The 25,118-nt window shown below is 69.0% G+C and carries 21 protein-coding genes and 1 tRNA gene; 11 read left to right on the top strand and 11 right to left on the bottom strand.

Going from position 1 to position 25,118, the window contains the following annotated elements:
- Positions 1–80 precede the first annotated feature (80 nt).
- Entirely contained in the window at positions 81–572 is a 492-nt protein-coding gene (locus QM721_RS14120; RefSeq protein WP_415123082.1) for a MarR family winged helix-turn-helix transcriptional regulator, read from the bottom strand.
- Between the two features lie 105 nt (positions 573–677).
- Here QM721_RS14120 and QM721_RS14115 point away from each other — a divergent pair, with 105 nt between their 5' ends.
- From QM721_RS14115 to QM721_RS14105, 3 genes are all read left to right on the top strand, one after another.
- Positions 678–4,301, top strand: a complete 3,624-nt coding sequence (locus QM721_RS14115) for an efflux RND transporter permease subunit (protein WP_415123080.1) — start codon at positions 678–680, stop codon at positions 4,299–4,301.
- Between the two features lie 269 nt (positions 4,302–4,570).
- Positions 4,571–5,353 (top strand): YggS family pyridoxal phosphate-dependent enzyme, encoded by a 783-nt coding sequence (locus tag QM721_RS14110; RefSeq protein ID WP_415123078.1) that lies wholly within the window; start codon positions 4,571–4,573, stop codon positions 5,351–5,353.
- 164 nt (positions 5,354–5,517) lie between these two features.
- Positions 5,518–6,090, top strand: a complete 573-nt coding sequence (locus QM721_RS14105) for an HdeD family acid-resistance protein (protein ID WP_415123076.1) — start codon at positions 5,518–5,520, stop codon at positions 6,088–6,090.
- A gap of 182 nt (positions 6,091–6,272) precedes the next feature.
- On the opposite strand, the gene QM721_RS14100 is transcribed toward QM721_RS14105, so the two are convergent.
- Positions 6,273–6,773: a hypothetical protein gene (locus QM721_RS14100; protein ID WP_415123074.1), complete on the bottom strand. Its 501-nt coding sequence runs from the start codon at positions 6,771–6,773 to the stop codon at positions 6,273–6,275.
- 149 nt (positions 6,774–6,922) lie between these two features.
- On the opposite strand from QM721_RS14100, the gene QM721_RS14095 reads away from it, so the two are divergent.
- Positions 6,923–7,804, top strand: a complete 882-nt coding sequence (locus QM721_RS14095; protein ID WP_415123072.1) for a hypothetical protein — start codon at positions 6,923–6,925, stop codon at positions 7,802–7,804.
- 504 nt (positions 7,805–8,308) lie between these two features.
- Here QM721_RS14095 and QM721_RS14090 read toward each other — a convergent pair.
- Positions 8,309–8,384 (bottom strand) — tRNA-Pro (locus QM721_RS14090).
- Positions 8,385–8,502: 118 nt separating this feature from the next.
- On the opposite strand from QM721_RS14090, the gene QM721_RS14085 reads away from it, so the two are divergent.
- Together QM721_RS14085 and QM721_RS14080 are read left to right on the top strand one after the other, a co-directional pair.
- Entirely contained in the window at positions 8,503–10,557 is a 2,055-nt protein-coding gene (locus QM721_RS14085) for an alpha/beta fold hydrolase (protein ID WP_415123070.1), read from the top strand.
- 269 nt (positions 10,558–10,826) lie between these two features.
- Positions 10,827–12,149, top strand: coding sequence for a threonine/serine ThrE exporter family protein (locus tag QM721_RS14080; protein WP_415123068.1), 1,323 nt, complete (start codon positions 10,827–10,829; stop codon positions 12,147–12,149).
- A gap of 56 nt (positions 12,150–12,205) precedes the next feature.
- Here QM721_RS14080 and QM721_RS14075 read toward each other — a convergent pair whose 3' ends face one another.
- The 4 genes from QM721_RS14075 to QM721_RS14060 are packed head-to-tail and all read right to left on the bottom strand — an operon-like array spanning position 12,206 to position 15,553.
- Positions 12,206–13,636: a hypothetical protein gene (locus tag QM721_RS14075; RefSeq protein ID WP_415123066.1), complete on the bottom strand. Its 1,431-nt coding sequence runs from the start codon at positions 13,634–13,636 to the stop codon at positions 12,206–12,208.
- A complete protein-coding gene (locus tag QM721_RS14070; RefSeq protein WP_415123064.1) occupies positions 13,609–14,427 on the bottom strand; it encodes an Fpg/Nei family DNA glycosylase in 819 nt (272 codons plus the stop codon). The genes QM721_RS14075 and QM721_RS14070 overlap by 28 nt, the downstream gene beginning before the upstream one ends.
- A 25-nt stretch (positions 14,428–14,452) precedes the next feature.
- A complete protein-coding gene (locus QM721_RS14065; protein ID WP_415123062.1) occupies positions 14,453–14,908 on the bottom strand; it encodes a ribose-5-phosphate isomerase in 456 nt (151 codons plus the stop codon).
- A 45-nt stretch (positions 14,909–14,953) separates the two neighbouring features.
- A complete protein-coding gene (locus QM721_RS14060; RefSeq protein WP_415123060.1) occupies positions 14,954–15,553 on the bottom strand; it encodes a DsbA family protein in 600 nt (199 codons plus the stop codon).
- 284 nt (positions 15,554–15,837) lie between these two features.
- Between QM721_RS14060 and pepN the strand changes: the two genes are divergently transcribed.
- A complete protein-coding gene (gene pepN, locus QM721_RS14055; protein WP_415123058.1) occupies positions 15,838–18,393 on the top strand; it encodes an aminopeptidase N in 2,556 nt (851 codons plus the stop codon).
- 167 nt (positions 18,394–18,560) lie between these two features.
- Here pepN and QM721_RS14050 read toward each other — a convergent pair whose 3' ends face one another.
- The gene (locus QM721_RS14050; RefSeq protein ID WP_415123056.1) at positions 18,561–18,731 is read right to left on the bottom strand and encodes a hypothetical protein; all 171 of its coding nucleotides are present in this window, start codon (positions 18,729–18,731) and stop codon (positions 18,561–18,563) included.
- Between the two features lie 168 nt (positions 18,732–18,899).
- Here QM721_RS14050 and pyrR point away from each other — a divergent pair, with 168 nt between their 5' ends.
- The 4 genes from pyrR to QM721_RS14030 all read left to right on the top strand — a co-directional run bounded on the left by pyrR (position 18,900) and on the right by QM721_RS14030 (position 22,084).
- Positions 18,900–19,445 (top strand): bifunctional pyr operon transcriptional regulator/uracil phosphoribosyltransferase PyrR, encoded by a 546-nt coding sequence (pyrR, locus tag QM721_RS14045; RefSeq protein ID WP_415123054.1) that lies wholly within the window; start codon positions 18,900–18,902, stop codon positions 19,443–19,445.
- On the top strand, positions 19,445–20,374 hold the full coding sequence (locus QM721_RS14040) for an aspartate carbamoyltransferase catalytic subunit (RefSeq protein WP_415123052.1): 930 nt from the start codon (positions 19,445–19,447) through the stop codon (positions 20,372–20,374). The genes pyrR and QM721_RS14040 overlap by 1 nt, the downstream gene beginning before the upstream one ends.
- Positions 20,371–21,639, top strand: a complete 1,269-nt coding sequence (locus QM721_RS14035) for a dihydroorotase (RefSeq protein WP_415123050.1) — start codon at positions 20,371–20,373, stop codon at positions 21,637–21,639. Before QM721_RS14040 ends, QM721_RS14035 begins: the two co-directional genes overlap by 4 nt.
- Positions 21,640–21,781: 142 nt before the next feature.
- A complete protein-coding gene (locus tag QM721_RS14030) occupies positions 21,782–22,084 on the top strand; it encodes a GIY-YIG nuclease family protein (protein WP_415123048.1) in 303 nt (100 codons plus the stop codon).
- 118 nt (positions 22,085–22,202) lie between these two features.
- Here the strand turns inward: QM721_RS14030 and QM721_RS14025 are convergent, their stop codons facing one another.
- The 3 genes from QM721_RS14025 to QM721_RS14015 are packed head-to-tail and all read right to left on the bottom strand — an operon-like array spanning position 22,203 to position 25,091.
- Positions 22,203–22,844 carry an FGGY-family carbohydrate kinase gene (locus tag QM721_RS14025; protein WP_415123046.1) on the bottom strand — a complete coding sequence of 214 codons (642 nt, stop codon included), beginning with the start codon at positions 22,842–22,844 and terminating at the stop codon, positions 22,203–22,205.
- Positions 22,841–23,728: an FGGY family carbohydrate kinase gene (locus tag QM721_RS14020; protein ID WP_415123044.1), complete on the bottom strand. Its 888-nt coding sequence runs from the start codon at positions 23,726–23,728 to the stop codon at positions 22,841–22,843. Before QM721_RS14020 ends, QM721_RS14025 begins: the two co-directional genes overlap by 4 nt.
- Before the next feature lies 1 nt (position 23,729).
- Complete coding sequence (locus tag QM721_RS14015) at positions 23,730–25,091, bottom strand: mannitol dehydrogenase family protein (RefSeq protein ID WP_415123042.1); 1,362 nt, start codon at positions 25,089–25,091, stop codon at positions 23,730–23,732.
- Positions 25,092–25,118: the final 27 nt, after the last annotated feature.

The following is a 25,118-nucleotide window of genomic DNA, read 5'->3' as shown; positions in this document are numbered from 1 at the left end:
CGACAAGCTCGACCGACGATGCTGGGGTCTCGACAGGCTCGACCGACGATTGGGCAACGGTGCGCTGAGCAGGGGCCGGGTCAGTCCGCTTCGCGCTCACCCCGGGCCCGTACGCGCTCGACCGCGGCCAGCATCACCCGCGCACCCTGGCGCAACAACTCAAGGTCGGCGGTGGAAAGCTCACCCAGCACCACGCCGAGCGCACGACCGAACATCGAGTCGAGCTCGCGCATCACCGCCAGGCCCGCCTCGGTGGGCCGCAGCCGGCGAACCCGGCGGTCGTCGGGATCGTCGGTACGGCTGACCAGACCCTTCTCGACCATGCGATCGACCAGACCGCTCCCGGTCGGGGCGCTGACCCCGAGCAAGCCACCCAGCTCCTGCCCCGAAAGGCCCGGCCGCTTCACCACGTGATCGAGCACCCGAAGCTGCTGAATGGTCAGATCGGCGGGCACCGGCATCGGCCCGACCAGGCCGATCGCCCGGTCATGGATGCAACCGTTCAGCCGCACCACCTCGGCGGCCAGCACGGCTCGCTGCGCATCGACCTCGACCCCATCGATTGGTCCCACCGGATCGCTTTCTGTGACAGAAATAGTTAGGGTTACACTAACCAATGTGGTCGGCACGGGCCACGCATTGCCCGTTGATTTTCGAGGGCCGGCGAAGGGGAAGAAGTGCTCCGCCTGACCAAACTAAGCCTTGCCAACCGCACCGTGGTGCTACTGCTCAGCCTGCTGACCGTCGGCCTGGGGCTCTACGCCACCACCGCGCTGAAGCAGGAGCTGATCCCCTCGATCGACGTGCCCCGCGGCAACGTCGTGAGTGTGTACGCCGGCGCCAGCCCCGACGTGGTCGAGGCCCAGGTTTCGAAGCCGATCGAGACTGCCGTCAAGGCGGTGGACGGCGTGACGTCGGTCACCTCGGTGAGCTCGAGCGGGGTCTCGCAGGTCACCGTGCAATGGGACTACGGCATCGCCGCCGACGACATGGCCGGCAAGCTGCGCAGCGCGATCGACTCCATCTCGGGCGGCCTGCCGGCAGGCGTCGAGGCGACGGTGATCACCGGCGGCACCGACGACATACCGGTGGCCGTGCTGGCATTGTCGTCCGACGAAGACCTGAACGCGCTCTCGCAGAAGGTGACCGATACTGTCGCTCCCGACCTCCGGTCGGTGCCGGGCGTGCGCGACGTCACGGTCTCGGGCAAAGAAGAGCACGAGATCGTGATCACCTACAAGCAGGCGAAGCTGACCGAGTACGGCGTCGACCCCACCACCATCGCGCAACTGTTCGCAGCCAACGCGACCGCGATTCCGTCCGGCACGATGCGCACCGACACCACCAACCTCGACGTGCAGACCGGCACCACCTATGCGAGCGTCGAAGAGATCGAGAACCTGCGCCTGCAGGGCACCGACGGCCCGGTCAAACTCAGCGCGCTGGCCACGGTGAAAGAACTACCGGTCGACACCACCAACATCTCGCGGGTCGACGGACGCACGTCGCTGACCCTGTCGATGACCAAGACCCCCGACGCCAACACTGTCACGGTCGCCCACGGCATCAACGACAGGCTGGCCGACTTGGAGCATGCCCTGGGCAACAACGCACGGTTCGTCACCGTCTTCGACCAGGCCCCCTACATCGAGCAGTCGGTGCACGACCTGACCGTCGAGGGCGGCATCGGCCTGGCCATGGCGGTGCTCGTGATCCTGGTGTTCCTGGGGTCACTGCGGCCCACCCTGATCACCGCGATCTCGATTCCGCTGTCGCTGCTGATCGCGCTGATCGCCCTATGGGTGGGCGGCTATACCCTCAACATGCTCACCCTGGCCGCGCTGACCGTGGCCATCGGACGAGTTGTCGACGATTCGATCGTGGTGATCGAGAACATCAAGCGGCACCAGGGCTACGGCGAGTTCGGCCGCCGGTCGATCACCAACGCGGTCAAAGAGGTGGCCAGCGCCGTCACCAGTTCGACCTTGACCACCGTCGCGGTGTTCCTGCCGATCGGCCTGGTCGGCGGGCAGGCGGGCGAGATCTTCCGTCCGTTCGCCGTTGCCGCCGTGGTGGCGCTGCTGGCTTCGCTGGTGGTGTCGCTCACCGTGGTGCCGGTCTTCGCATCGTGGTTCATGAAGCCCACCGCAAAACAGCAGGCGAAGATCGCCGCGGCGGGGGCGTCCGAAGCCGAAGACACCTGGCTGCAGCGGGCCTACCTGCCGGTGCTCAACTGGTCGCTCGGACACCGCTGGCTCACCCTGCTGCTGGCCGTGCTGGTGTTTGCCGCGACGCTGGCTCTGGTGCCGCGGCTGAAGACCGACTTCATCGGCGGCACCGGCACCGAGAGCCTGGCGATCACCCAGAAGCTGCCGGCTGGCACCGGGCTGAGCGAAACCGACAAGGCCGCCCAGAAGATCGAGGGGTTGCTGTCGCAAGACCCGTCGGTTCAGACCTATTCGACCACGATCGGTAGCGGCAGTTCGGCGGTGTTCCTGGCCGCGCGAGCCGACTCGAACGAGGCCCGGTTCACCGTGCCGCTGAAGGCCGGCAGCAACGCCACCGACACCGCCACCCGGCTGCGCCAGCAGATCGCTCAGCTCGGCACCGACGTCGGCGAGGTCGAGGTGGCGATCGGGGCCGGCAGCTCGAGCACGGGGGTCGTGGTCTACGTCGAAAGTTCAGATTCGGCGCAACTCCAGGCTGCCAACGACAAGGTACTGGCGATGATCCAGGGCGTCGACGGCCTGACCAATGTGACCAGCGACCTGGCCGAGGCCCGCGAGATGCTGTCGGTGAACGTCAACGAGGGCAAGGCCGCCGACCTGGGCATGACGCAGGCGTCCATCGGGCAGGCGGTCGCCCGCTCGGTGCGCGGCCAGTTGATCGGCACCCTGGCCCAGGGCGACACCACGCTGAACGTGTTCCTGCGCTCGCAGACGCCGGTGCAGAACATCGACGAGCTGCGCGACATCAAGCTGCCGGTCACCCAGGTGATGAACGCCAACGCGAAGTCGGACGCCGCCGACGCCGTCCAGAAGCGCTCCGACAAGGTGACGGCCGACTCGAAGCGCGATGCGACCACCGCCTACAACGACCAGGTGGCGGCGCTGAAGAAGAGCCGCGCGCAGGCGGTGAAGGCGCAGAAGACGCTGACCAAGCAACTGAACCGCTCCAAGAAGAAGCTGGTCACCCTGCAGAAGAAGCTGGCCGCCCTGCAACAGAGCCTGCCCACCCGCTGCGCCAAGAAGCCGCTCGATCAGGCGTGCACCGCGGTGCCGTCCAGCGTCTATGCGCTCACCGCCCAGCTATCGGCCACCGGTGCGCAGGTGGCGCAACTGGCCACCGCGCTGGCGCAGGCCAAGTCGGGCGTCACCACCATCGACAAGCAGCTCGACGCGCTGGCCGAGTCGCGCAGCAAGTCATTGGACGCCCAGGCCACCCAGCAGTCCATTCAGGACGACAGCAGGGACGCCGCCAAGGCGACCGCCGACCCGGTGAAACTGTCGCAGGTAGCGAGCGTGAAGCTGGTGCAGGCACCGGCCTCGATCACCCGCGTCGACGGCATCCGGGCCGCGACCATCTCGGCGAGCTCCGAGTCGTCCGACCTGGGCACCACGACCACCCTGATCACCCAGGGCATCGCCGCCCTCGACCTGCCCGACGGCGTCACCGTGCGCATCGGCGGGGTATCGCAGCAGCAGCAGGAGTCATTCGCCCAGTTGGGGCTGGCGATGGTGGTGGCCATCGCGGTGGTGTACCTGATCATGGTGGCCACCTTCGGCTCGTTGCTGCAGCCGTTGCTGCTGCTGGTGTCGATTCCGTTCGCGGCGACCGGCGCGCTGGGGCTGTCGCTGATCACCGACACACCCCTGGGCGTGGCCAGCATGATCGGCCTGCTGATGCTGATCGGCATCGTGGTGACGAACGCGATCGTGCTGATCGACTTGATCAACGCCAAACGCAAGACCGGCGCGGGCGTCGACGAGTCGATTCAAGCCGGAGCGCGGCTGCGGGTGCGTCCGATCGTGATGACGGCACTGGCCACCATCTTCGCGCTGGTGCCGATGGCGCTGGGGCTGACCGGCGGCGGCGTGTTCATTTCGAAGCCGCTCGCGATCGTCGTGATCGGCGGCCTGGTCAGCTCGACGCTGCTGACCCTGATTCTGGTGCCGGTGCTCTACGACCTGCTCGAAACCTGGCGGCAGAATCGGCGCGACCGCAAGACCCGGCGCGCTGCAGACAGCCAGGCGAGCGGCGACGAAGCGGCAGTGGACACCGAGGATTCGCCGAAGGCATAGAGCCCCCGCCCGCACGACCCGACCCGCGGACGACCCCGCTGAGGGAAGCCCTGGTTTTCGCCGGTCGAGCATGTCGAGACCTCAGAAACGCCCCTGCGACAACCCCACCGGGCAGCTGCTTTTCGCCGGTCGAGCGTGTCGAGACCTCAGAAGCGCCCCTGAGGCAAAGGGTTTCGAGGTAGCTCACACAGCGGTGGTCGCGTTGATCGCCGCTCCCCTCTGCCCAGGCCCGCCGAGCAAAGGGAGCCGATCGGGATAGCGTGTGAGTCATGACCGCCGACGACCAAGCTGCACAGCCCGGCTACCAACCCGCGGTCACCGTGGACGACTTCGTAAGCAACCTCGCGGGAGTCCGAGCCCGCATGGCGCAGGCGGCGGCCCGGGCCGGACGCGACCCGCTGGAGGTCCGGCTGCTGCCGGTGAGCAAGACGGTGAGCGAAAACCGGCTGCGCAACGCGATCGCGGCCGGGTGCCACCGGCTGGGCGAGAACAAGGTGCAGGAGGCAAAGCGCAAGAACGACAACCTGGGCGACCTCGACGTGTCGTGGGCCGTGATCGGGCACCTGCAGACCAACAAGGCGCGCGATGTTGCCGCGTTCGCCGCCGAGTTCCAGGCTCTCGACAGCCTGCGGTTGGCCGAGGCGCTCGATCGCCGGCTACAGGCCGCCGGCCGCGGGTTGGACGTGTTCGTGCAGGTGAACACCTCGGCCGAGCCGTCCAAGTACGGGCTGGAGCCTGCCGCCCTGCCGGCGTTCTTGGCTGCGCTGCCGCAGTACACGTCGCTGCGGGTGCAGGGCCTGATGACCCTGGCCATGTTCACCAGCGACCTCGACCGGGTGCGCGCCTGCTTCGTGCAATTGCGCAGGCTGCGCGACCAGGCCCGCGACACCGACCCCGACCTGATCGGGCCGGGCGGGTTGTCAATGGGCATGTCAGGCGACTTCGAGGTGGCGATCGAAGCGGGAGCCACCTGCGTACGCGTCGGCCAGGCCATCTTCGGCAGCCGGGCGCCACGTCACGACGACCAGCACTACTGGCCACCGGGCGGTTGAGGCCGGCTAGAGGCTCTGATTATCGTCGGTCGAACTGGTCAAGACCGCACCGGACCACCCAACGGCCGTCGCGCGGCGACACCCGGCGGTAAGCCTAGATTGAGGTCAGGGTCGGCCTGAGCCGGCACCGCAACCCGAAGTTCCAATCAGACCAAGGAGTAACGATGGCTGACTCAGCCTTCGATAACAACATCAACAACCCCGACCGCACCGCCACGAATGGCATTCGCTCGGCCCTGGGCATCGCAGGCACAATCTCGCTCATTGTCGGCATCGTCATTCTCGTCTGGCCGGGCAAGTCGGCCATGGTGGTCGCCGGCATCATCGCTGTCTGGCTGCTGCTGGCCGGCATCGTGAACCTCGCGATCGGCGTGTTCTCACGTCAGGTCGGCACCAGGCCGCGGATCGGCTACCTGGTGCTCGGCGCTCTGCTGCTCATCGCAGCCGTCTTCACCTTCGGCAACCTCGGCACCGCGGCCGCGAGCCTGGGCGTTCTGCTCGGCATCATCGTGGGCATCTCGTGGGTGATCGAGGGCCTGGTCGGTCTGACCATGCTTGGTGACACCGCCTCGAAGGTGTGGACTCTGCTGTTCTCGCTGCTCAGCATCGTCGCCGGCATCGTCGTGCTGTTCTCGCCGCTGTGGGGTGCCACCGTGCTGTGGCTACTGCTGGGCTTCTCACTGGTGATTCTGGGCATCGCCCAGATCGTGCGCGGGCTGCGCTTCGGCACGCGGTAGCACCAGAGGCGAGGGGCTGCCCCACCGTCCCCGCCGTCAACCCGACGAGAATCGGTCGCCCGCCCATGGGCGTTCCGCCACCGCTACGCACCTGGCGCCCGGCTACAGACATATTCGTGGCCGGGCGCCAGGTGCATGGCATCGCGGCCGCGGTTCGGCCTGGAGTGCCCGACCAACCCGAGTCAGGGCGGCAGCAGCATCGAACACACCAGCACCGCACCCTCCCGTCGGGCGGCAGCCAGCACCGCCTCGACGTCGGCCAGGGTGCCCTCGACGAGCAGCGGCTGGTCTTGGCTGGTGTCGCCCGACCAGGTCACCGCGGTCTCGGGCGGTGGCACGAAGCGGTGCCCGGGGCGGGTGTGCACCACACCGGCGGCCAGCACCTCGGGCGAGTCGGCAGGCACCATGGTGACCGACTCGACCCCAGACAAGCCCATCAAGGTGCGTTGGATCTGACCGTGCAGACGCGGGCTGGCCGCGAACACGAATATGAGCAGTACGCTGCTCCCTCGTCGCTCGCCGCTGACGAAGAACTCCACGCTGACGCCACGCCCACTCACCACCTCGGCGACCGCGGTCAGCGAGCCCGGACGGTCGGCGGCACGCACGTAGGCCACGAAACGCACGCGCCCTTGGCCACTCGCCGCCACGTTTCGCATCGGCTGGGCACCCATCGGGTCCATGTTCGCCACCTCCTGCGTGCAGGGTAGGCGGTGGAGATTTCGCCCGTGTTGCGGGGGCCTTGCGCGCCCGGTGCAAGAGCAACCACGACCGCACGCGCCTACGCTGGTGCCACTGCCGTGCCCGCCATCGGGGGACGAAGGAGGAGACCATGGCCGGAGCCCAGCACCCCTCGGCGACGGGGATGGATGAGCGCACGCTCGGCCGTATCGACCTGATCATCTTCGACGCCGATTATCACGACGCGAAAGCCGCCATCGAAGATTCCTGGCGGGTCGCAGTGCTGGCCTGCGACCCGCGCACCCGCGCCGCGCACGACCGGGTGCGCGCCGCCGCGGTCGGGGCTGCGAACCAGCGCCGCGACCCCAGCGCTCCCACTGTGCCCACCTCCACCGCCTTGCACCGCGCAGCGCTGGGTGTTGCCCTGGTCGCCGGCGTCTTGGCGGCGGCACTGCTGACCGCCCCGCGCAGCAGCGGCCTCTCGATCACCGACGCAATGCTGCCCGCCGGCTTGCTCGCTGTGGGCTCGGTCATCCTGCTGTGGTGGCTCGAGCCGCGTCGCGCCAACGGATCCCTGTGGGGCTCACGGGCACCCGCGCTGATCCATCTCGGCGCCGGAGGCCTGTGGCTGCTCACCGCTGCCGTCGCGTTTGTCTTTCGTTGGGCTGAGGTCGGCACCGTGGGCGCCTTGCCTGCCCTGGCGGGTCTCGCCCTGCTGGTCAGCGCCGGTCTGGCCGTCCTGATCCTGGGTGAGCATGCTCGCCGGGCCGATCGATCGGGACGGCAGACCGGTCTCGCCCAGCTCACCGGTGACTTGATCGACCAACGGGACGCGCCCGAGGTCGTCGATGCACTGGATGCCTGGTGGTCAGCGGCGGGCCCCGAGGCGCTACAGCATTCCGGGGCCCGCGTCCGGGCCGTCCGGCGCGAGGTGCTCGCCCGGCTGAGAGCCGGCAGGGTGATCACCGAGCGAGAGGAGCGAGGGGCCTGTTTCGACCCAGAACCCGTTGGGTGGGCCGAACGCCGGCGCTGATTCGCGGGCGGGCGCGTCAACCCGGCCCCAGCGCCTGCGAGTAGCACGATGACCGAGTGGGCCCGACCGTGGGCCAGGGCAGCTTTTGCCGGCGGACCACAGCAGCGCATGCACCGGACGCATCCGCCGGCGCGGTTGACCCAGAAGGCCAGCCGAACTGCCCAGTGGCAAGCAGCAGAGCCACCGCCTGACCATCCACACGACCGTCGCCGTTGGGGGCGCGGAGCCTCGTAGCTCACTACCCATTCGGGTAGACATCTCGCGCGGAACTACTCAGTACGGCGTTCGATGCTGCCGACGGCCGGCGCTGCCGGCTCATGAAAACCTCCCGATCGGCAGCAAACCCGACACCCAAACCACGGGTTTCGCGTGCCCCCGCTACGCCCCCAACTGGCAGCCCCAATGTCTTGACATGGGCTCTTGCGACTACTGGCCGCCTGTCACCACTGCGGCGTTTCGCCTAGTCAGCAAGGTGCAATAGCGTGCCCCAACGGGCGGCATCAATGGTCGGGGCGACAGGACTCGAACCTGCGATCTCCTGCTCCCAAAGCAGGCGCGCTAGCCACTACGCTACGCCCCGGCAGTCGACCCACCGACCGACCAGCCGCCACGATTCTAGGGCAGCAGCGAAGGAGTCAGGTAACCGACCTCCACAGTTACGTTCGTGCCTGACCTTTGTTCGCACTAAGGTCGACAAGATGCAGACACCCTTCCACGATCTGGACGCCTATCTCGATCTGCCCCGATGTTCCGGCCTGCGCCTCTCACCCGACGGCACCCGCCTGATCACCACCGTCACCACCCTCAACAGCACCCGCAGCCAGTACCGCAGTGCCATCTGGCAAGTCGACCCCGCCAACACCGAACCGGCCCGACGGCTGACCCGATCACGCAAGGGCGAGTCGTCCCCGGTGTTCACCGACGCCGGCGACGTACTGTTCACCTCCACGCGCCCCGACCCCGGGGCCGACGACGACGATGACGGGCCCGCCACCCTGTGGCTGCTACCCGCGAGCGGCGGCGACGCGCGGCTGATCGGTAGCCGGCTGGGCGGCTTCGGCAAGACGCTCAGCCACGCCGACGTGGTGGTGACGGCGGCCTCGCGACTACCCGGCAGCGCCGACGATGTGGCCGAAGACCTACTGCGCAAAGCGCGCAAGGACCACAAAGTTGCGGCCATTTTGCACAGCAGCTACCCGATTCGACACTGGGACCACGATCTCGGCCCGGGCGCCGTCCATCTGCTGTCGGGCCTCCTGCCCGGCCCCGGCGGCACCGATGCCGACCAGAACCGGTTGGAGCTGACCGACCACACCCCACAGGCTAAGGCCAACCAGCTGCAGGACTTCGACCTCTCCCCCGAGGCAGGCTTCGCCGTGACCTCCGAGGCCAGGATCACCACCGTCGGTGAGCGTCGCACCGTGCTCACCAGGGTTGACCTGGCTACCGGCGAGTCGACCACCCTCTACGACGACCCGGACGCCGAGGCCGATGCCCCGCTGATCTCTCCCGACGGCTCGTCGGTGCTGTTCGTCCGCTCGTCACTGACCAGCCCGACGCGTCCACCGCACATCGAGCTGCACCTGCTCGACCTCGTCGACGGCAGCTCCCGCCGGCTCGTCGCCGGCTGGGACCGCTGGGCCGCCGGCTACACCTGGCTCCCCGACTCCACCGGGGTCGTGCTCACCGCCGACGACAACGGCCGTTCGCCGGTTTTTCTGCTCGACCTCGGCTACTCCGCGATCAGGCAGGTGACCAGCGACGACGCCGCGTTCACCGACCCGCAGGTCTCGCCCGACGGGCGCTGGGTGTACGCCCTGCGCACCTCGCACGCCGCGCCGCCCGAGGTCGTCCGGATCGATCTGGACGCCTTTCGCGCCTCCGGCGAGCCCGTCGCTGCCGAGCCGCTGCAGCACCCGACACCCGCGCCGGCACTGCCCGGCACGCTCACCGAGGTGTGCGCCGAGGCGTCCGACGGCCACCCGCTGCGGGGCTGGCTGGCCCTCCCCGAGGGTGCGGACGCCGCTCACCCCGCCCCGCTGTTGGTATGGATTCACGGCGGTCCGCTGAGCTCGTGGAACGCGTGGAGCTGGCGCTGGTGCCCGTGGCTGCTGGTCGCCCAGGGGTATGCGGTGCTGTTGCCCGACCCGGCGCTCTCCACCGGCTACGGCGAGGCGTTCATCGCCCGTGGCTGGAGCCGCTGGGGCGCCGAGCCGTACACCGACCTGATGGCGATCACCGACGCCGTCGAGGCCCGCGACGACATCGACCACACCCGCACCGCGGCCCTGGGCGGCTCGTTCGGCGGCTACATGGCCAACTGGTTGGCCGGCCAGACCGATCGGTTCTCAGCGATTGTCAGCCACGCCTCACTGTGGGCGCTCGACCAGTTCGGCCCCACCACCGATCACGCCTACTACTGGGCACGAGACATGAGCCCCGCGATGACGCGTGACCATTCACCGCACGCCTTCGTCGAGAACATCAGCACCCCGATGCTCGTCGTGCACGGCGACAAGGATTACCGGGTGCCGATCGGTGAGGGCCTGCGGCTGTGGTGGGAACTGCTCAGTCGCTCCCAGCTCGCGATGGACGCCGACGGCAACACCCCGCATCGGTTTCTGTACTTTCCCGACGAGAACCACTGGGTGATCGGCCCGCAGCACGCGGCGATCTGGTACGGCACCGTCTCGGCGTTCCTCGCCGAGCACGTCCTCGGCGAGCCGGTGCCGTACCCGAAGCTGCTGGGCTGAGAGATTCCGCGAAGAGCGCTGATCATTCGATGGTCGAGCTTGTCGAGACCTCGGACGTGCCACAGACGCAAACGGTTTCGACGCAGCTCAACCAGCCAAATCGATGGTCGAGCTTGTCGAGACCCCGCACGCACCACAGACGCAAGGGGTTTCGACATAGCTCAACCAGCGGTCGGGACGTGACCAGCCCCCAGCGTCACGCTCGGCTCCGGGCCGAACCGAATTCGGAACCGTCCCCGTGTTCCATGCGCCCGGTCTAGCGTGGAGCCATGGCTGAAGTGCAGGACGAGCCGAGCCCCCCGATCAGCGACCACGAGTACGAGGACCAGCTCGAGCCCACACATCTGATTCGCCGCTCGCACGTGGTGCTCCGGGCCGGAACGATGATGCTCGGTGCCGGCACCAGCGCCCTGCGAGTGCGTGAGGTGATGGCGTCGGTAGCGCGCACGGTGGGCATTCAACAGATCGACGCGCAGGTCACCTTCACCCAGATCGTGCTCACCGTCGGACGCCGCGGCATCTTTCGCACACAGGTCGGCGAGACCCGTCCGAGCGTCAATGCCGACCGCATCGCCCGGCTGCACCAGTTCAGCCACGAGCTGCCCGAGCGCGAACGCACGCTCGACGTCGAAGCCCGGCTCAATGCCATCGACGATCGACCATTGCGCTACCCGGCCTGGCTGTTGGTGCTGCTGGTGGCCCTGGCCTGTGCCTCGGTAGCGGTGCTCTCGAACGGCGGCTGGCGCGAGACGTCGGCCATACTGCCGGCCTCAGCTTTGGCCTACGGGCTGCACCGGCTGCTGACCAGGCTGCAGCTCAACCTGCTGGCCGTGGTGCTCACCTCGGCAGCCCTCGCCTCTGCCCTGTACGTCGCGTTCGCCGCACTCATCACATTGCTCCTCGGCTCGCCCAGCCCGCGCTTCGCAGCTGGGTTCATCTGTGCCTCGATCTTTCTGATTCCCGGCTTTCCGCTGGTAACGGCCGGGCTCGACCTGACCCGGCTTGACCTTGATGCCGGCGTGCCCCGCCTGACCTACGCCGCCATGGTGCTGCTCGCCATGGCGATCGGCGTGTGGTTGGTGGCCTCACTGACCGGCGTCTCACCCGACCCGGTGGCCGCCCTGGACGGCCCACCCGCACTGGTCTGGACGGCACTGGTCGCGGCCAGCTTCCTGGCCGTGTTCGGCTGGGCGAGCATGTTCAACGTGCCGCCCCGCACCGCAGTGGCGTCCGGCGCGATCGCGATCGTCGGCAATGTGCCACGCGAGCTGCTACTGGGCTTCGGGATCAAGCCCCACGTGGCCACATTCGTCGCCTGCGTGATCATCGGACTGGCCTGCGGCCTGGTGGCCCGTTGGTTCAAGATGACCAAGATCATCATGACCGTACCGACCCTGCTGGTCTCGATTCCCGGCTCGTCGGCGCTGCGCACCCTGATCTACTTCGACCAGGCCGACATCACCGCCGCCATCGAGTCAGGCGTCTCGACCGTGCTGGTGGTGGTCGCGATGGTGGCGGGCCTGTCCGGCGCCCGCATGCTCACCGACCCCGAATGGGCCTTCACCCGAGCCCCCGGCAAGTCGGACGCCTGACGAGGTCTCGACAAGCTCGTCCACCAGGGGTCTCGACAACGGCAATGAGACAAGGCTCAGACGAGCGACTCCCCCAGCGCCAGCCAGGCCAGCACCGCCAGATCGTCCGGCCCGCCGAAGCCCGATGATGCCACCGCGGCGAGCAGCCGCCGCGAGTTCTTCGTGGCGCACACCGCCGCAGCCCCGGCCATCGGCCACTCCTCGGGGCACAACTGCAGCAGGCCCGTCAGTTGCGCCTGCTGGACGGCGCTCAGCCCGACCGGCTCCCCCGGCAGGTCACCGCCCAATGCGTTGATCAACCCGTCGAACAGCGGGCCCGCCACCTCGACGCTGCGCAGGTTGAGCACGTTCAGTTCCAGGCCCACCCAGTCGGCGCCGCTCGGCCTGGTCAGCAGTGCCACGGCGTCGTCGCGCGCATCGTCGCCCAGAGCCAGCCCAGCCAGCCAGGCCGCCATCACCACCCGTCCGAATCCCAATTGCGGGTGCACCACCCGCAGTCGTCGCAGCGCCGCCCGCACCGGACGCGCGTTGCCCGCCCGCTGGCCTCGCACAATGCCGCTGGCGATGGCGAGCAGGTCGGTCTCGCGTTGCCAGTCATAGTCGTCGAGCCATTCCTCGGCGGCCAGGGGCTGGCTGATCAGGCTGCGGCCCAGGGCCTCGGCCACCACGAACGCGGCAGCCGGGCTGGCCGGACGGTCGCCGCGCAGCACGGCCGAGGCCACCGCCGCCAGCAGCGTGTCGAGCGTGGGCGCGAACGACAGGGTCAGCGCGGTCAGCCCCCGAGCCGAATGCAGCAGGACGCCGGCCCGCCCGGCCCCGCCGAGCACCTGCACGGCGTCACCCTCGGCGCGGGTGGTGGCGGGCGGCTGCACGACCAGGGCCTGGTCGGGCTGCCGAAACTCCCAGGGCTGGCCCGCGGTCAGCTCCAGGGGGGCCAACCAGGCGGGCAGCCGGGCCCCGATGCCACGCAGGTCGGGGAGCAGTTCGGCTCGCAACGAACCCACCCAGCGCCTGCCGGGCGCCAGCAACAGACCCTCGGGGGCTAGCGCGAAGCCGTCGCAGTCGGCACCCAGCCAGCCCTGGGTGAGCCGCAACCCCACCACCGGACCGCCCCGTCGCCGCGGCCCGATCGCCAGCACCGCCTCGGCCCCGGCCGGCCACGCCCACACCACGCTCGCCGCCCCCGGACGCACCCGCAGCAGGGGCGGCTCGTCCAGCTCGGACGGCTGGGCGGCACGCAGCGCCCAGCGGATCGTCCAGTTCTGCGCGATCGAATGCCGTACCGCACCGTGCAGGTCGTCGAGGGCGAAGCTGTGCTCGACCTCGTCGGCGTCATCGGTGAACCGTCCGGTCGGAGTCATCCGGTGCAGGCTGAACGCCGCCCACTCGTCCGCGCCGTGCAACAGCCGGAAGCCGGCCCCGTCGGGAGCCACCTCGACGGTGAACGCGCCCCACTGCATCAGCGTTTCCGCTGGCAGCGCGGACACCAGTAGAGGTTGCGGCCCTCGAGCAGCTGGGTTCGCACGGGCGTGCCGCAGACCAGGCAGGGCAGACCGGCGCGGCGGTACACGTAGACCTCGCCGCCGTGCCGATCGACCCGGGGCGCCCGACCCATCACCTCGGGCAGATGCTCCTCACGCACCGAGTCGATTCGGCCCTCGCTGACACCGTCGCGCATCAGCCCCACCAGGTCGGCCCAGACGGCGCTCCAGGTGCGCCGGGTTATCGTTTGGCCCGGGCGGAACGGGTTGATCCGGTGCCGGAACAGCACCTCGGCGCGGTAGATGTTTCCGACTCCGGCGGTGACTCCTTGGTCCATCAGCAGCGCCGCGATGCTGCGTCCACTACGGCTGATGCGCGCCCACGCCCTGTCGCCGGTGGAATCGGAGCGAATCGGGTCGTCGCCCGACTTCGCGATCACCGCGTCGCGGGTCTGGTCGGTGATCAGTCGGCACCACTGCGGGCCGCGCAATTCGGCGCTCAGCTCACCGCGGGCGATCCGCAGCCGCAGGGTCTCGGGCCCGGCCGGCGACGTGGGGTCGCCCTCGATCAGCCAGAGCTTGCCGATCAGCCCGAGGTGAATGTGCACGATGCGGTCGGGGCCGAAGTCGACGAACAGGTGCTTGCCGTAGGCCTCGGCACCGTTCAGCACCCCGCCGTCAAGCAGCGCCGCCTCGTCGGCGAACCGACCCTGCGGACTGCTGACCCGCACCGGACGGCCCCCGAACCAGTCAGTCAGGCCGATGGCGAGCCGATGGATCACGTGCCCCTCGGGCATGGGCTACTCCTGCCTCACCGGGCGGTCAGCGCTGGTGCTGGGCCTCGTAGTCGTCGAGCATCTGCAGCCGTCGCACCTGCCGCGGATCGTTCGAGAACGGCGTTTCGAGGAACATCTTCACCATGGCCAGCGCGTCGCTGAGCGACTGCATGCGTCCGCCCAGGGCGACGATGCGGGCGTCATTGTGCTCGCGGGCCAACCGGGCCATCACCGTGTTGTACACCAGGCCTGCACGCACGCCCCTCACCTTGTTCGCCGCGATCTGCTCACCGTTGCCCGAGCCGCCCAGCACGATGCCGCGGCTCTCTGGGTCGGCAGCCACCGCCTCGGCGCAGGGCAGCACGAAGACCGGGTAGTCGTCGGACGAGTCGTAACTGTGCGCCCCGTGGTCGACCACGTCATGCCCGGCCGCAGTCAACTCTTTGGCCAGGAACTCCTTGAGGTCGTAGGCCGCGTGGTCGGCGGCGATGTGAACGCGCATGCCGCCAACATAGCCGACCCCGCCGACGTCGCCCGAACGGCACCGTCAGTCGAAGATCGGCCCGACAGTGCGGGTTCGCTTGGCCTCGAAGAAGCCCGGGTAGGCGGTCAGTTTGACGAAGCCGTCGAACAGTTCACCGGCCTGTTCGCCCTTGGGGGCCGGCGAGATCACCGGGCCGAACAGCGCCATGCCGTTGAGGTGGATCACCGGGGTGCCCACCTCGTCGCCCACTGGATCCATGCCCTCATGGTGCGAGGCGCGCAGCTCGTCGTCGGCCGCGTCGGTGTGGGCGGCGTCCAGCAGTTCGCCGGGCAGCCCCGCCTCGGCGAGCGCCGCCGCGATCGTCTGGTCGCTGAGCTCTTCGTGCCCGGGGTGCAACCGGGTGCCGATCGCGGTGTAGTAGTCGGTGAGCCGATCGGGGTGGTCGCGCTGCACGGCCAGCGCCACCCGAGCCGGCCCCCACGCCCGGGCCATCGCCTCTTGGTAGCCCTCGGGCAGGTCGCGGCCCTCGTTGAGCACCGACAGGCTCATCACGTGGAACTGAACCTCGACGTCGCGCACCTTCTCGACCTCGAGCAGCCAGCGCGAGGTGAGCCAGGCCCAGGGGCAGATCGAGTCGAACCACATGTCTACGCGTTGCGTCATGAGCTCAAGCCTAGTCAGCGCCGCGAGCCGGGTGGCCGGGTCCGAGCCTTGGTCGCCGGCATGTATCAAGACCGGCTACACGCGTTCATCACGAGCGCCAGAGAGGGTGCCTCACGGAAGTGCCGATCAACGCACCCACCGCTGGTCGAGCGTCGAAACCCGTTGCCACAGCGGTACATCTGAGGTCTCGACACGCTCGACCGACGATTGATCAGCGCTTCCTGATCCTGCCCGACCGGCTCCGGTACTGTGCAGGGCGGAACCGATACCGTTACGGGAGGAACATGTATCCGGCCAATATCACCCGTGCTGAGGCTCGCGCCCGCGCGGAACTGCTGCAGACCCGCAGCTACCACGTCACCGTCGACCTGACCGGATCGCCGACCACCTTCACGTCGACCTCGACGGTCACCTTCAGCTCAGGGGCGGGCAGCAGCTTCGTCGACCTGATCGCGGAGTCGATCATCCAGGCCACGCTCGACGACCGGGCGCTCGACACGTCGGCCTACGACGGTGAACGGCTGCTGCTCGAGCTGACCGAGGGCGAGCACGTGCTGGCCGTCACAGCCGTGTGCCGCTACAGCAACACCGGCGAGGGCCTGCACCGGTTCGTCGACCCGGTCGACGATCGGGTGTACTGCTACACCCAGCTCGAGGTCGCCGACGCCCGACGGGTCTACGCCTGCTTCGACCAGCCCAACCTGAAGGCGACCTTCGAGTTCGCGGTGATCGCCCCCGCCCACTGGACGGTGCTGTCGAACTCGCCTGAGGTTGAGCCCTTGGTGGCGGGCGCGCTGGGCCGCTGGCAGTTCGCTCCCACCCCGCCGGTGTCGACCTACATCACGGCCTTGATCGCCGGCGAATACCACACCGTTCGCTCCGGCTTCCGCGGCCGCGAGGCCGACATCCCGTTCTCGTTGAGCTGCCGGGTGTCGATGGCACCCCATCTGGACGCCGACCGGCTGTTCGAAACCACCCGGCGCGGCTTCGAGGTGTTCGAACAGCACTTCGGCGAGGCGTACCCGTTCACCGACTACGCCCAGGTCTTCGTGCCCGAGTTCAACGCCGGGGCGATGGAGAACGCCGGTTGCGTGACCATTCGCGACGAGTACCTGTACCGCTCGCGGGTGACGGCCGCCGCCTACGAATCCCGCGATAACACGATCCTGCACGAGCTGGCCCACATGTGGTTCGGCGACCTGGTCACCATGACCTGGTGGGACGATCTGTGGCTGAACGAGTCGTTCGCCGAATGGGCGTCCCACTTCGCCCAGGACGAGATTCGCCAGGTGCACGGCGGCACCGACCCGTGGGCGACGTTCTGCAACCAGCGCAAGACGTGGGCCTACCGGCAGGACCAGTTGCCCTCCACCCACCCGATCGCCGCCGACATGGTCGACCTGCAGGCGGTCGAGCTGAACTTCGACGGCATCACCTACGCCAAGGGGGCTTCGGCGCTGCGGCAACTGGTCGCCTTTGTCGGCCTGGAGCCGTTCCTGGCCGGGGTACGCACCTACTTCGCCCGGCACGCCTGGGGCAACACCACGCTGGCCGACCTACTGCGGGCACTCGAGGAGTCCTCGGGTCGCGACCTGTCGTTCTTCACCGGTCAGTGGCTGCAGACGGCCGGGGTGAACACGCTGACCAGCGACTACGAGATCGGCGCCGACGGCAGGTTCACCCGCTTCGCCGTGGTGCAGCAGGCTGCCGAGCAGTGGCCGACGCTGCGCCGGCACCGGATCGGCATCGGCTGCTACCAGGCCGACGATGACGGCATCGAACGAGTGCACCAGATCGAGCTCGACATCGACGGCGAACGCACCGACGTGCCCGCCCTGGTGGGCGTGCCGGCACCGTTGGTGGTGCTGCTCAACGACGGCGACCTGTCGTATGCCAAGATCCGCGTCGATCGTGGGCTGGACGCCGTGGTCGAGCACATTCAGGACTTTCGCGACCCGGTGGCCCGTGCCCTGCTGTGGGGCGCGACCTGGGACATGTGCCGCGACGCCCAGTTGAGCGCATCCGACTACGTCGATCTGGTGGTGCGCGGGGTGGCGATCGAAACCGACCTCACCGCGGTGACCGCGGTGTTGAACCAGGCCGAGAGCGCCGTGCGCCACTACACGCCCCGGCAGCGACGCGCCGAGGTGTCGGGTCGCTGGACGGCGGGGCTGGCCCGGCTGCTCAAGCAGGCCGAACCCGGCTCGGACCATCAACTGGCTATCGTCCGGGCCCTGGCACTGTCACTCACCACACCGCAAGGGGCTGAGTTGCTACGGGCCTGGCTGGCCGGGGAAGAGGTGCCGTCCGGGCTGGTGGTCGATGCCGACCTGCGCTGGCGGTTCGTCACCCATCTGGCCCGGCTCGGCGGGCTGGACGATGCCGGCATCGACGCTGAACTGGCTCGCGACCACACTGCCACCGGTGCCGAGAAGGCGGCCGGCGCCCGGGCGGCACGGCCGGACTCGGAGGCGAAGGCGGCCGCATGGCGACGGATCATCGACGATCCGTCGGTGCCCAATGAGACGCACACCCAGCTCTGTCTGAACTTCTGGCAGTTCGACCAAGAGGCCGAACTGAAGCCGTACGTCGACGCATGGTTCGAGGTGATGGGCGACATCGCCGCGCAACGCCACGGCTGGGGTCACCGGTCACTGGCGATTCGCCGCAATGTGGGCGAACTGCTGTTCCCGCGACCGTTCGGCGACCAGACACTGGTGCAGCGCATCGACGACTGGATGGCCAGCACCGAACTCAACGACTCGGTGCGGCGCATGGTGAGCGAGCGGCGCGACGACCTGCAGCGTGCGCTGCGCTGCCAGAAGACGACCGAACGCTGATCAGCACGACCACCGCAGGTGGTGCGCATTGATCAGGGCTGAGCGTCGGTCGAGCGTGTCGAGACCCCTAGCGAGAGCACGTCGTCTGAAGTCTCGACAAGCTCGACCCGCGAAACATCGGCGCCTCCTTAGCGAAGCGCAGGAGCCGCAGATCGGTGGGTCGATGCTTACCCGCGGCCTTTGCCGAACCAGGTCGGCGCCAGGCCGAGCAGCAGAATCACCGCGAAGATCGAGGCAGGAACGCCGAGCAGCAGGGTCAGTACCTCGATCGCGGACGGGTTGGCGGCCGATTCCCAGCCCGGCAGCGTCTGGGTCTCGAGCGGGATCAGTCCAGTCATGCGCACACAGTACTGGGAGGGTCCGCTCCGGTCACGTGTCGACGCCGCAAACCCTCACCCTGGTCACCCGGTTGGCGCGGCCATGACGACCGGCGCTAGATTGCGGTCCTGAGGCGACCCTCCGCCGGTGCGGGTGGGGGTTGCCGAAGACCTGCTAGGAGCTTTCGCGTGACCAACACCACCGCCCGTGTCGTGTGGGACGGCCATCAGATCGCCCGCGCCATCGCCCGGATGGCACACCAGATCGTCGAAGCCAATGCGGGCGGCGAGGGTCTGATGTTGTTGGGCATTCCCACCCGCGGGGTGCTGCTGGCCCGGCGGCTGGCCGATCAGATTCGCAGCATCGAGGGCGCCACGGTCGCGGTCGGCGAACTCGACATCACCATGTACCGCGACGACCTGCGCAGCCAGCCCACCCGAGCCGTCGGACGCACAGCGATCCCCCGGTCGCTCGACGACCAGACCGTCGTGCTGGTCGACGATGTGCTGTTCACCGGACGCAGCATCGCCGCTGCCCTGGACGCCCTGAAAGAGGTCGGACGCCCCCGGACCGTCCAACTCGCCGTGCTGATCGACCGCGGGTACCGCCAACTGCCGATTCAGGCCGATCATGTGGGCCGCCAGTTGCCGGTGCCGGCCGAGGCGCGGGTGAACGTCCGCCTGACCGAGATCGACGACGGCGACGCCGTCACGATCAGCCTGACGGAGGCCTGATGCGACACCTGCTGAGCGCCGGAGACCTGAGCCTGGCCGAGGCCAGCGCGATACTCGACGTGGCCGACGAGATGCACACCATTCAGCAACGGCAGATCAAGAAACTGCCCACGCTGCGCGGCCGCACCGTGATCAACATGTTCTTCGAGGACTCCACCCGAACCCGGACCAGCTTTGAGATGGCCGGCAAGTGGATGTCGGCCGACACCATCAACATCTCGGCCAAGGGGTCGTCGACGTCGAAGGGCGAGTCGCTGCGCGACACCATGCTGACCCTGGACGCCATGGGCACCGACTGCTTCGTGATCAGGCACGGGTCGTCGGGCGCGGTGGCGCAGGCGGCCGGCTGGGTGCGCGCCCACGTGGTGAACGCCGGCGACGGCACCCACGAGCACCCCACCCAGGCCCTGCTCGACGCCTTCGCGATGCGCCGTCACTTCGGCGAAGGCGGCGAGGATGCCTTCGCCGGCAAACGGATCGCGATCGTCGGCGATCTGCTGCACAGCCGGGTGGTGCGCAGCAACGTGCTGCTGCAGCGCACGCTCGGCTCGCAGGTCACCCTGGTCGCTCCCCCGACCCTGCTGCCGACCGGGGTCGAACAGTGGGGGGTAGCGGTGACCAGCGACTTCGACGAGGTGGTCGGCGCGGCCGACGTGGTGATGATGCTGCGGGTGCAGCGTGAACGCATGCAGGGCGGGTTCTTCCCCACGGCACGCGAGTACACCGAGCTGTACGGGCTCACCCCCGAACGGCTGGCCCGGCTGAAGCCCGGCGCGGCGATCTGTCACCCCGGCCCGATGAACCGTGGGCTCGAGATCAGTTCCGAGGCCGCCGATGCCGCCAACTCGCTGATTCTCGAGCAGGTCACCGCCGGCGTCTCGGTGCGGATGAGCGTGCTCTACCACCTGCTGGGAGGAAGCTCCGAATGAGAGACCTGCTGATCACCGGGGCTCAGTTCGCCGACGGCTCGACCGCCGACCTGGGGGTCTCGGCCGGGCGTTTCGTGGCGCCGTCCGAGGTGCACGATGCCGAACACATCGGCGCCGACGGCCTGCTCGCACTGCCCGGCCTGGTCGACTCGCACACCCATCTGCGTGAGCCCGGACGCGAGGACGCCGAGACCGTTGCCACCGGCACGCTGGCGGCCGCCCGCGGCGGGTACACCGCGGTGCACGCGATGGCGAACCTCGACCCGGTCACCGACTCCGCCGAGGCCGCCGAGCACCTGGCCGCGCTGGCCGGACGCACCGCCAGCGCTGAGGTGATCGTGGTCGGCTCAGTGACCAAGGGCCTGGCTGGTGCAGAGCTGTCCGAGATGGGCTTGATGCATCGCTCGGCGGCCGGCGTCCGAATGTTTTCCGACGACGGCAAATGTGTGATGGACTCGCTGGTGATGCGCCGGGCCCTGACCTACGCCAAGACTTTCGACGCGGTGATCGCCCAGCACGCCCAAGACACCCGGCTGGCCGGCCCCGGCGCCTGCTGCCACGAATCCGAGATCTCCGGACGGCTCGGCCTGCCCGGCTGGCCCGCGCAGGCCGAGTCGGCGATCATCGCCCGCGACGTGGAGCTGGCTCAGCTCTCGGGCGGACGGCTGCACGTGTGTCACGTCTCCACCGCCGAGGGTGTCGAGGTGATCCGCTGGGCCAAGGCCCGCGGGGTGAACGTGACCGCCGAAGTGACCCCGCACCACCTCTACCTGGGCACCCGCGAGGTCGAGCGTTACGACACCACCTTCAAGGTGAACCCGCCGTTGCGTACCGACGAGCACATCGAGGCCGTCCGGGCCGGCCTGGCCGACGGCACCATCGACATGGTCGGCACCGACCACGCCCCGCACGCCCGGCAGGACAAGGACCACCCCTTCGACATCGCGTTGCCCGGCATGCTCGGCCTCGAGCAGGCCTTGGCCGTAGTAATCGAAACCATGGTGAACTCCGGACGTCTCGACTGGCCCGGCGTGGTGCGGAGCATGTCGGCGGCGCCGGCGGCCCTGACCCGCTCAGCCACGCAGGGCCGTCCGATCGCCGTCGGGGAGCCGGCCAACCTGGTGCTGGTCGACCCGTCTGCCCGGGCGGTGGTCGACCGCGACGACTCCGCCTCCAAGTCGCGCAACAACCCCTACCACGGCCGCGACCTGCCCGACCCGATCGTCGCGACGATCTGGGCCGGACGGATCACCCACCGCCGCTGACACCGGTCGAGTTTCCACCGCCGGTCGAGCTTCCATCGCCGGTCGAGCTTGTCGAGACCCAAACCCCCACCGCCGGTCGAGCTTGTCGAGACCCATCCGCCGGAGATGAACACTCTTGGCGGCAGTGGCACACACTGACGGCATGGCTAGCGTTTACATCCTCCAGTGCGCCGACGGCTCGTTCTACGTCGGCAGCACCACGGACGTGGATCTTCGCCTCGAGCAACACCAGCGCGGCCTCGGCGCCGCGTACACCCGACGTCCGGGTCGTCGGCCAGTCGAACTGGTCTGGACGCCTGACTGCGACAGCGTCGGTGAGGCATTCCAGTTGGAGAAGCAGATCCAAGGTTGGGGACGGGCCAAGCGCATCGCACTCATCGAGGGGCGGTTCCGCGACCTTCCGGAGTTGGCTCGGGGCCGAACTGGACGCCCGCGCAACGACTGAGCGGGGGTCTCGACAAGCTCGACCAGCGGTGGATCAGGGCAGGCGAAATCCCCCAGGAACGGTCTCGACAAGCTCGACCAGCGCCACTCCCGTCTCGACAAGCTCGACCAGCGGCGGATCAACTGAACAGGGTTCGGACCTCGTCGTAGCGGGCTAGCAGGGCAGGGATCTGGGCACGGACGGCACGGTAGGCGGCCACCTCGTCGGGGTCGGGCACCAACTCGTCCGTGCCGGCATCGGGGTCGGCACCGAGCGCGATCAGCGCGTCGCGCAACGATCCGGCCTCGCCCAACCCGTACAGAGCGAGGGCGGACGCCCCCAGTGCGGTGCCCTCGGCACCGTCGGTGACCACCAGTGGACGCCCCAACGCAGCCACCAGCACGTCACGCCACACCGTGGAGCGGAACACCCCGCCGGTCGCCCTGATCTGCCGCACCGGCGTCACTTTGCCCAGTTCACCCACGATCGTGGCCAGCATCAGCGCCACCCCTTCGACCGCCGCCCGCACGAAATGCTCCCGCCCGTGGCCGCGACGCACCCCCAGGTACCCGCCCGGAATGGTCGGGTTCCACAGCGGTGCTCGCTCGGCCATCAGAAACGGCAGCATGACCAGGCCGTCGCAGCCGATCGGCACCTCGCGCGCCAGGTCGAGCAGCATGCCGTCGGGGTTGCCACCGGTCTCGGCGGCGAAGTCCACCCCGAAAACGTCACGGCCCCAGCGCGCCACGATGCCGCCGTTGCTGACCGCCCCGCCGATCACCCACGCTCCCTCGGCCAGGTTGTAGCAGAACAATTTCCGGCCTCGTCGACGTAGGGCCGGTCAGTGATCATCCGCACCGCGCCGGAGGTGCCCAGCGAGAGCCCCACCACACCCGGCTCCAGTGCGCCCACGCCGAGGTTGCCCAGCGGCCCGTCGCCCGCGCCCAGCACCACCGGCAAACCGGCCGGCAACCCCACCTGGTCGGCCAGCGCCCGCGACAAGGGCAAAGACTCCGTCGTGGGCCTAACCGGCGGCAGCCGGTCGGCCGTCAGCCCGACCAGTTCGAGAGCCTCCGGGTTCCAGTCCAGCGTCTGGAGGTCGAGCAACCCGGTACCGGACGCGTTCGACACCTCGGTCACCAGTTCACCGGTGAGCTGGAACAGGATGAAGTCCTTCAACCCCACCCACCAGCGAGCGCTGCGCAGCAGCTCGGGTTCGTGCTCGCCGAACCAAAGCAGCTTGGTCAGCAGCGACATCGAATGCACCGGGGTGCCCGAGGTTCGGTGCAGCCGCCGGCCCAGCTCGGTGTCACGCAACCGCATTGCCTGGTCGGCCGCCCGCGAATCGGCCCAGGTCAGCAGCGGGGTGAGCGGACGGTGGTCGGCGTCCAGCCCGATCAGCCCGTGCATCGCGGTGGAGACCCCGATGCCGATCAGTTCGGCCTCGCCACAGGCCTCGGCCACCTCGGCCAGACCCTCGCGCAGGGCCCGCCACATGGCGTCCGGGTCTTGCACCTCCCACCCCGGCTGCGGCTGCTGCAACGGGTACTCGTTCGCCACGCTGGCACGCCAGCCGCCGCCCAGGGCGAAGGCCGACACCTTGGCGGCGGTGGTGCCCACATCAAGACCGATCACCACCCGGGCATCGGACGGCGCCACTGTCATATCAGCCTCCCAACTGCTGAGCCAGGGCCAGGATGCTGGCCTTCGAATCCCGGTCGTCGATCTCGAGAAACTCGCACACCTTGCCGACCGACTGCTGCAGCGAGCCGTTGCCCAACTCGGCAACCTTGTCGGCCCGGGCGTCGTTGACCGGGGCGCCCCGGCCGCGCAGATGCAGCGTCCAGGCGGCGATCGCACGTTCGGCACCCAGTGGGCTGTGGCCGGCCTTCCGGTCGGCGAGCAGGGCCGGCACGATGCGAATCGGGAGCTTCTGCGACCCGTCGGCTGCGATCCGGCTGAGCTGGTCGCGCATCCGGGGGTTGCCGAACCGCTGCAGCAGGGCGGCCCGATAGTCGGCCACGACATGCTCGTCCAGTGGCAGTTGACGTTGCGCTACATCCCACCACTCGTTCACCCAGCCCCGCACCACCGGGTCGGCGATCGCCTGCGCAACCGTCTGGTGCCCCTTGATCGTGGCCGCGTAGGCGAGCAGCGAGTGGGCGCCATTGAGCAACCACAGCTTGCGCAGTTCGTGCGGCACCACGTCGTCGACCAACGTGGCACCGGCGCCGGCCCAGTCGGGGTGCGGCGAGGTGAACCTGCCTTCGAGCACCCATTCGCTGAACGGCTCGGTGGCGATGGCGGCCGGATCGTCGACGCCCTGCTGGTCCAGCACCGCCTGGCGGGTGGCATCGGTGGCCCGCGGAGTGATGCGGTCGACCATGGTGGTGATGAAGCCCACCTGGTCGGTCAGGTAGTCCGACAGGTCGGGGACGGCCTGGTCCGCGAACTCGCGCAGCACCCGCTCCAACATGGCGCCGTTGTCGGGCACGTTGTCGCAACAGACCAGGGTGATCGGGCTGGCCCCGGCGTTGCGCCGGGCGATCAGGCCCGCCACCAGCTTGCCCGGTGCCGTGCGCACCGCCTGAATGGTGCCGGCCGCGACCGCGGCCAGGTCAGCGGCGACGTCGGGGTTGGCGGTGTCGAGTCCCCCGCGCTCGGTGCGCCGGTAGCCGGCCTCGGTGATCGTGATCGTGACGATGCTCACCTGCGGGTCGGCACAGTAGCCGAGCAGGGCGGCGACATCGGTTCCGCTGTGGGTGGCCGCCAGCGAACCGATCACTCGGTACTCGTTACCCTCGGGCCCGACGCTGACCAGCGTGTAGAGGTTGTGCTGCCGCTGCAATTCGGCAGCAATCCCCATCGAGCGGCCGGCGAAGGCCGCGATGCCCCACTGGTCGGCGTCCGGGGCCCGGTCGGTATACCAGGCCTGATGGGCCCGGAAGAAGTTGCCCAGCCCCAGGTGGACGATGCGCACCGGAGGCGTCGGACGCCCGTCCTGGGGGCGGGAGAGTCGACGGGCCACGTCGCCTGCCTTTCATCGGTGAGATCA

Source organism: Micropruina sp. (genome assembly GCF_047602085.1).
GTDB lineage: Bacteria > Actinomycetota > Actinomycetes > Propionibacteriales > Propionibacteriaceae > Micropruina.
This window is presented reverse-complemented; position numbering and strand designations above follow the sequence as displayed.